Origin of the sequence: Synechococcus sp. B60.1 (assembly GCF_047462555.1) — a bacterium.
Lineage (GTDB): Bacteria > Cyanobacteriota > Cyanobacteriia > Thermostichales > Thermostichaceae > Thermostichus.
This window is the reverse complement of record NZ_JANSJN010000010.1, coordinates 36,632-42,230: the sequence shown is the minus strand read 5'-3', so window position 1 is coordinate 42,230 and position 5,599 is coordinate 36,632. Positions and strand designations below refer to the sequence as shown.

Here is a 5,599-nt window from a genome sequence, read left to right as displayed (position 1 = left end):
ACTGCCGGCGGATGCAGCGCCGAGGCCAGCACGGCAGCCCCGATCACCCGCTCCAGCGGGACGGGCAGACGGCGGATCTGGATCCCTGGGGGAATAGGGATGGCAGCCAGGCGAGGCAAAATGGCCGCTCCCAGGCCCTGCGCCACCATGTTGACGATGGTGGAATCTTCTTTGACTAGGTAGGCCACCTTAAGGGTTTGGTGGGCCGCCTCCCAGTGGTTGCGCACCGCTGTGGTGCATTCAGCGTAGTTGTAGAGAATGTAGGAAAAACGGGAAAGATCCGCCCAGGTCACGGCTTCCGGCAGAGGGCCAAAGCTCTCCGGCACCAACAGAATGAACTCGTCGCGAGCGATCTCCCACGTCTGCAGATCCTCGGCAGCTCGCGGCAGCGGCAACAGGCCGATATCCACCTGGCCCGAGCGCAGCAGATGTTCCACAGTGGCCGGATCTGCTTCCGTGAGGGTAAGGGTAACTTGCGGAAATTGCTGGCGAAAGCGGGCGATCACCGGTGGCAACAGGTGCGTGGCAGCGCTGCGAAAGGCAGCAACCCGCACACTTCCCCCACGTAAGCCTTTTTCCAGGTTGGCCTCGTAGTCCATCTGTTCGCGCAATTGCAGCATCTTGCGGGCATAGCGCAGTAACCGCTCTCCCACCGGAGTTGGACGTGCCCCAAACCGACCGCGCACCAACAGGGTTACCCCCAGTTCTTCTTCCAGACTGGCGATGGCCCGGCTCACCGCCGACTGGGAAATGTGCAGTTGCAGGGCGGCTTCGCTGAAATTCCCCTTCTCCACCACTGCCACCCAGGCTTGCAGTTGCGAGATGTTCATCGATGCCATCTATTCGATCTGCGCATAGATGTGATGTTATCTCAGGTTTGAACCTCTCGCTGAGGCTGACTAAACTACAACGTACAGCTTTTTTCCGCTGGATGGAAGTCTTGCCAATCGGCAAGGCAGCTATTCCCCAGAAAGTACAGAAGATACCTCTGTTGTGCTGGGGCCAGTATGACTGAAAAAAGCTGGAATTCTGCTTCACAGTGGAAAAAATACCTTCTGGCTGTCTCTGAACAATTAGGCGTGCCTATGTCCAGATCTATGTTTGCTCTCTTGCCTTTTCATCAGTTTCGAGATACTCCCGGCGTGCGGTTTTTCGATATCACCATCCCCCGATCCAATGCCCGCGATCTGGTTTATCACGAAGGGCCAGCCGTCAGCCCTCCCGACAATCCTCAGGGCTATTGGCAGTTTTATCTACATCCCCACCAAGAAGACAATTTGTTGGCTCTGTGGGGAGGACGAACCTTTTACTTGGTCAACTTTAGCTGGCGGGATCCCTTTCACATTGTGCGCCTGGAGGCGAATCGAGGCATTTTGCGCATTCCTCCTGGCACCTTTCACCGTTCTGTTTCCGACCCCGAGGGATCCATCGTTTTAAACCAGGCGGTGCGCGACGAAAAAGCTGTTGTGGAAAAGGAATTTCGCATCTACGACAGCAGCCGTATTCCGCGTTTGTTGCAAGTCATCTCGGCGGCTGCCCCTGTGCCCCGCATCTGCGCCTGAGCTAGCCTCAGCCAATTGGCTCTGGCGAACCAAGCCCTTTTCCCCTACTATCTAGGCGGGGAAGATGGGTTGAGGACGGCTATGCAGGCGGTGATTTTGGCAGGGGGGCAGGGAACTCGCTTACGGCCTTTGACCCTATGGCAGCCAAAGCCCTTGCTGCCTTTGTTGGAGGTACCCTTTTTGCACTGGCTGATCGGGCGCTGCCGCCGGGCCGCCCTGACAGACATTTTACTCAGTGTGGGGTATCTGGGCAGACAAATCGAGGCGGCTCTTGGAGATGGCGCCGCTTGGGGAGTAAAGCTCCGCTACATCGTCGAGGAGACGCCGCTAGACACAGCGGGAGCTTTGGTGCTGGCCCAACCCTACTTCAGCGGGGATCCCCTCGTAGTCTTCAATGCCGATATCCTCACCGATCTGGATTTGTTAGCTTTGATACAGTGCCACCTACAGAGTGGGGCCGTTGCCACCCTTACCCTTGCCCGCGTGGAGGACATCACCGCCTATGGCCTAGTGGAGGTGGGGGAAGGGGGCCGGATCCAATCCTTTCGGGAAAAGCCCACCGCTGCCGAAGCTCTCACCCTCACCACCAACACCATCAACGCCGGCACCTACGTCCTTGATCCAGCTATTTTCAAAGACTACCCCAGCGGGGATCCCCTCAGCTTGGAGCGGCGTGTCTTCCCCGATTTGCTGCGGCAGGGGCGACGGCTGCAAGCCTACCTGCACACTGGTTACTGGCGGGATCTGGGCACGCCGGCCAGCTACTACCACGGCCAACTGGACATTCTCCTGGGCCGGATGACAGACTTTCCTCTCGAGGATGTGGAAGCAAAGGCGCCGGGGGTATGGGTTCACAAAACGGCTGAGATCCACCCCAACGCCCAGCTACAAGCCCCCTGCTACATCGGCGCTCACACGCACCTGGGCTCCCAGGCTCAAGTCCCCGCTGGCACCATCCTCGGCAGCTACAGTTGGGTCAATGGATCCCTGCAGCCGGGGGTCTATGGGCCGGGCCTCCTGGTAGTCTAGGTTAAAGGCCAGTTAAGCACCCAAGCATCCAAGACACAGCTAGCCGAAGATGGAGCTACCGCAAACTGGGGAACGCTGGGATCCCTACCTTGCCGCCGTAGCCGCCCGCTTCAACCGGGAGCTGGAGGTGCAGCTAGGTCGGGCCAGTTGGCAGCTTCCCCCTGACCTGGAGCAGTTGCCCTTTTGGCAAGCCCAAGAGCGGGATCACCTCCAGGAACGCCTGGGGATCCCTTTTTGGCAATTGCGCGCCCCCAAAAAGCGGGAAGCCTGCTTGGATCTGGGCTGTGGAGTGAGTTTCCTGACCTATCCCTGGAACGACTGGCAGGCTCACTTTTACGGCCATGAGCTGAGTGGGGGGATCGTGCGCTTTGTGCGCTCGCGAGCACCGCAGCTTAACTCCAAGCTGTTCAAGTCGATGCAGCAGGGATCCGCCCATCACCTGGAGAACTACGGGCCAGAGCAGTTCGATCTGGCCATTGCTACAGGATTTTTGTACTACTACCCGATAGATTACTTTGATGCGGTTTGGGCAGAACTGATGCGGGTGTTGCGTCCGGCTGCACCAGTGATTATCGAAGTGGTCAATCCTGAATCGGTGTGGGCCGAACAGTGGGGGTTGATTGAGCTATTCAAAGGCAGCGAACCGATTCTCACACCCCTACAGGAGTGGGAGCGGCGCATCGCTGACTTGGGCGGCAAAATCCAGAAACAGGCCAGTGGCGAGCTATTTACCACCTATTGGATTCAGCGCAAGTACTAAACGGGCTTGGCGTCGGTTTTCCCATACCCAGACGGAAGGGATCCCGCCAAGGCTTTCGTCAACAATGTAAACGTGTAAACGAAACGCCAAAAACGGTCACCCGATCCCTCGAAAAAGCTGTGGGGGTGGGGATATCCTGAAGTAGGCAGCAACAGATCCAGTACAAAGTTGAGCTGTGGCTCGCTCGCCAACAGGGTGGCTGTTACGCCAGTGAGGCAGCCCACGAGGCTAACATGGAAAGGCGGTCTTTTTTACAAAAGTTACTCCTGGTTGCTGCCGGCCTTGGTCTCTCTCCTGGCTGGTTGGTGGGTCAGGCTGAGCGCTATGGGCAAGCTTTGGCGGCCAGCTCCCGCAAGTTGGCTCTCTTGATAGGTATTAACCGCTACCCTGGTGAGGGATCCCCGCTGCAGGGCTGTGTGACCGATGTGGAGCTGCAGCGGGAGCTGCTCTTGTATCGCTTTGGCTTTGAGCCGGCAGAGATTCTCACCCTCACCGATGGGGCCGCCACGCCGAGTGGGATCCAAGCAGCCTTTGCGGAGCACTTGGGGGGTTCAAGTCAGGCGGCGGAAACAGTGGTCGTGCAGTTTAGCGGCTACGGCCAGTGGCGGGCGGGATCGACGCCAGGCCAGTGGCAGCCGGTGCTGCTGTTGTCTGGCTCTGAAGGAATGGCGGTGATGGAGCTAGACAGCTTTTTCCGGCTTGTGGAAGACTTGGGCACCGCCCAGATCACCACTCTGCTGGACTGTGGCTTCACCCATGTCTTGCCGTCGGTGCGAGGCAATTTGCAACTGCGTTCCCGCCCCCCAGCCGGGAAAGGAGCAGGATCTGCCGCCTCAGACTCCTCGGAACCGCAGCGGGTTTGGCCGTCTCCGCCCAAGGGCTTGTTGATTGCCGCCACCACTCCCCAAGACTTGGCAGCAGAAGCCGCTTGGCCAGGATTCTACGCTGGAGTACTCACCTATCTGCTGACGCAGTACCTGTGGGAAAGCACACCTGCCACTCGCCTGCTGGTGGCCTTCAACCAAGTGGCCAGCCGGCGGGAGCTGGGCCTGTTTGCCTGTCAGCGCCCCATCTTGGAGGGCAAAGAAACGGCTCGACGCATCCCGCCCTACTTCCTCACCCCCCCTCAGGTGGCAGTCAGCGGCGTGATCCAGGAAGTGAAGGGGAATCGGGCTCAGGTGTGGCTGGGTGGGATCCCACCGGCGGCGCTGGGTGGTCTGCAGCCGGGTACTCTTTTGGCTCCCCTTTCCACCGCCTCGTCGGTGCCGCTGCTGATTCGTTCTCGCAGCGGGCTGTTGGCACAGGTGCAGCCGGCCAACGGGGAAGGTCAATTTCCCCCCGTGGGCACGCTGGTGCGGGAGCAGTTGCGCAGCCTCTCCAGCAGCCTCAAGCTTTTGGTGGGTCTGGAAGACAACTTGGGTCGCGTTGAAAAAGTGGATCTGACCAACGCCATTGCCGGCCATAGCTGGATGGAGACAGCTAACCCGCGCGAGCGCCAGGTGGATTGCCTGCTGGGCCGCATTACTCCAGAAATGGCCGCTGCCTTTCAAGCAGACGCTCTGCCCAAGCCTTTGGAAGTCAACGGCTACAGCCTCTTTTGGCCGGGGCGAGAATTGCTGCTCAATTCCTGCGGGCCGGCTGGGGAAGCTGCGGCTATGGCGGTGCAACGGCTGGTGCCTCGTCTAGCCCATCTGCTGGCGGCCAAACGTCTGCGGGCTACCCTCAACGCGGCTACCTCGCCGCTGGCGGTGGTGGGGGAATTGTCCACCAGAAGTAAAGCCCCCTTGCGGGGGTCACGGCTTGCCCAAGGGGCTGCTGCCGAGCCAGGCATACTACGCTTTATGCGCGGGGATCCCTTGCATCTCACCCTGCGCAACGAAGGCGAGCAGGATCTGTTCGGCTACCTGTTGATGGTCGATTCCAGCGGGCAACTGCACCTGTTGGCTCCCGTGCCCCAGGAGGACTTTGCCCTGCCACTGCGTCTAGAGGCCAAGGGCAGCCTGACTTTGCCACCCCTGCCTGAGGTGGCCGGTGAGTCGCGCTCTGCCGTCAATCCCGATCTGCTCACCTGCCATGCCCAGGGGTTGACTGAGCTATTGTTTGTGGCCAGTACTCGCCCCTTGTCGGCCAGCTTGGAAGCCCTCAAAGCCATGGTCCGTCAGCAGGGGATAACCCGTTCGCCGATGTTGCTCAGCAAACCGCTGGAGTGGACGCAGATGCTGCTAGAAGAGCTGACCCGTCGTCCGCC

The 5,599-nt window shown here is 59.6% G+C and carries 5 protein-coding genes; 4 read left to right on the top strand and 1 reads right to left on the bottom strand.

What is annotated here, in order from left to right:
* The coding region (locus NW863_RS02200; RefSeq protein WP_414364124.1) for a LysR family transcriptional regulator at positions 1 to 830 on the bottom strand (830 nt) is incomplete at its 3' end.
* A 267-nt stretch (positions 831 to 1,097) separates the two neighbouring features.
* Here NW863_RS02200 and NW863_RS02195 point away from each other — a divergent pair.
* The 4 genes from NW863_RS02195 to NW863_RS02180 form a co-directional block, all read left to right on the top strand.
* Complete coding sequence (locus tag NW863_RS02195) at positions 1,098 to 1,562, top strand: redox protein (RefSeq protein ID WP_414364126.1); 465 nt, start codon at positions 1,098 to 1,100, stop codon at positions 1,560 to 1,562.
* Between the two features lie 81 nt (positions 1,563 to 1,643).
* Entirely contained in the window at positions 1,644 to 2,591 is a 948-nt protein-coding gene (locus NW863_RS02190) for a sugar phosphate nucleotidyltransferase (protein ID WP_414364125.1), read from the top strand.
* A 49-nt stretch (positions 2,592 to 2,640) separates the two neighbouring features.
* Complete coding sequence (locus NW863_RS02185; protein ID WP_414364123.1) at positions 2,641 to 3,351, top strand: methyltransferase domain-containing protein; 711 nt, start codon at positions 2,641 to 2,643, stop codon at positions 3,349 to 3,351.
* A 233-nt stretch (positions 3,352 to 3,584) separates the two neighbouring features.
* The coding region (locus NW863_RS02180; RefSeq protein WP_414364122.1) for a caspase family protein at positions 3,585 to 5,599 on the top strand (2,015 nt) is incomplete at its 3' end.